The organism is Muricoccus pecuniae, from assembly GCF_014199205.1.
In the GTDB taxonomy this organism is placed as follows: domain Bacteria; phylum Pseudomonadota; class Alphaproteobacteria; order Acetobacterales; family Acetobacteraceae; genus Roseomonas; species Roseomonas pecuniae.
This window is the reverse complement of record NZ_JACIJD010000082.1, coordinates 1-1488: the sequence shown is the minus strand read 5'-3', so window position 1 is coordinate 1488 and position 1488 is coordinate 1. Positions and strand designations below refer to the sequence as shown.

General features: G+C 70.4%; 3 protein-coding genes. All 3 read right to left on the bottom strand.

Annotated elements, in window-relative coordinates; genetic code table 11:
* Nucleotides 1-567 (bottom strand): IS66 family transposase (locus FHS87_RS23260; RefSeq protein WP_184522291.1); only part of this gene is annotated, 567 nt, incomplete at its 3' end.
* Between the two features lie 40 nt (nucleotides 568-607).
* The gene (gene tnpB, locus FHS87_RS23255) at nucleotides 608-958 is read right to left on the bottom strand and encodes an IS66 family insertion sequence element accessory protein TnpB (protein ID WP_184522288.1); all 351 of its coding nucleotides are present in this window, start codon (nucleotides 956-958) and stop codon (nucleotides 608-610) included.
* The gene (gene tnpA, locus FHS87_RS23250) at nucleotides 958-1377 is read right to left on the bottom strand and encodes an IS66-like element accessory protein TnpA (protein ID WP_184522285.1); all 420 of its coding nucleotides are present in this window, start codon (nucleotides 1375-1377) and stop codon (nucleotides 958-960) included. Before tnpA ends, tnpB begins: the two co-directional genes overlap by 1 nt.
* Nucleotides 1378-1488 lie beyond the last annotated feature (111 nt).

The window sequence follows — 1488 nt, the reverse complement described above, 5'->3', positions numbered from 1 at the left end:
CGGCAACGAGGGCATCGGCGCTTGCGTCATCGCCTCGCAGGCCCGGCACGAGAACGCAGGCCGGACGTGACGCACCACCTCGAACCGGCCGGGGCGGTACTCCAGGATCTCCGTCACGTCCTCGCCCACCTTCCGCAGCGCGCCGCCACAGGCCCGACAGGCGCAGCCCTCGGCGGGCAGGTGCTCGACATCCCGCCGCGGCAGGTTCTCCGGCAGCGGCTTGCGGCCGCGGCGGGGCGCCTTCTCCGGTGCCGGGCCGCTGGATGTCTCCTCCTCGGCGTTGTCCGCGCCGCCCGCGGCGGCGATGTCGGCCAGCACATCGTCAAGCCGCATCTCGAGCTGCTCGACATCGCCTGCCAGGCGCTCCGAGGAGCGCCCATACTGCTGATGCCGCAGCCGCGCGATCTGCACCCGCAGCCGCTCTGCTTCCAGCGTCATGGCCTGCAGGCCGGTCTCCGCGGCGCGCCGGGCCGCACGCTCCTCGGAAAGTTCGTCACGCAGCGCCGCGATCACCGCCATCAGGGCCGCGGGATCATTCGGCAGCGCGCTGTCGGCTTGCGGCGTCACGCCCGAACCGTCTCAGACACCACCGTGCCGAGGCAAGTGGCTATACCGCGATCTCTGGCTTCCAACTCGGCGTCGGCATGCGCCAATCCAGCCCTTCCACAAGCATCGCCAGCTGGGCCGCCGTCAGCGTCACCGAGCCTTCCCGTGCGATCGTCGGCCAGATGAACCGGCCCTTCTCGAGGCGCTTGGCCAGCAGCACCAAGCCCTGGCCGTCCCACCAAAGCACCTTCAGCAGGTCACCCCGGCGGCCGCGAAAAAGGAACAAATGACCCGAGAACGGATCGGCCCGCAGCACCGTCTGCACCTGTGCGGCCAGCCCATTGAAGCCGCGGCGCATGTCCGTGACGCCGAGCGCCAGGTGAACGCGGATCCCGGCGTTGAACGTCAGCATCAGGTTTCCAGCGCCGCAGCGAGCCGTCCCAGCACCTCCGGCCCGATCGCCTCGGAAACCCGTAGCAGGCGGCCATTCGGCAGTACCACCTCCAGCGTCGCACCGGACTGAGTTGGCCGCTCAGGACATGGCAATGCCGCTGTCTGCGGCCGGGGCAGCGGTTCCCCGACCACCCGAACCGGGACCAAGCTGGGCGGGAGCTCCGGCCCCGCCCCAACCAAGCCCGGCATCGTCCCCTCACGTGCCTGGCGCCGCCACTCGAACAGAAGGCTCCGGCTCACGCCGTGCCGGTCGGCCACGCCCGCCACCGACAAGCCAGGACGCATCGCCTCCTCGACCAACGCAAGCTTCTGCTCCGTCGTCCACCGGCGCCGCCGCTGAACCACGCTGATCACCTCGCCTCGCAGACCGTCCGGCAACGCCCATACCCCTACGCGTAAGGGCGACAACCAACACCGCGCCGCCCAGGAGACGCGCAGATCAGCCGATCAGGCCAGCGCCCTACAAGGCAGCTGCGGGATGACGCTTAC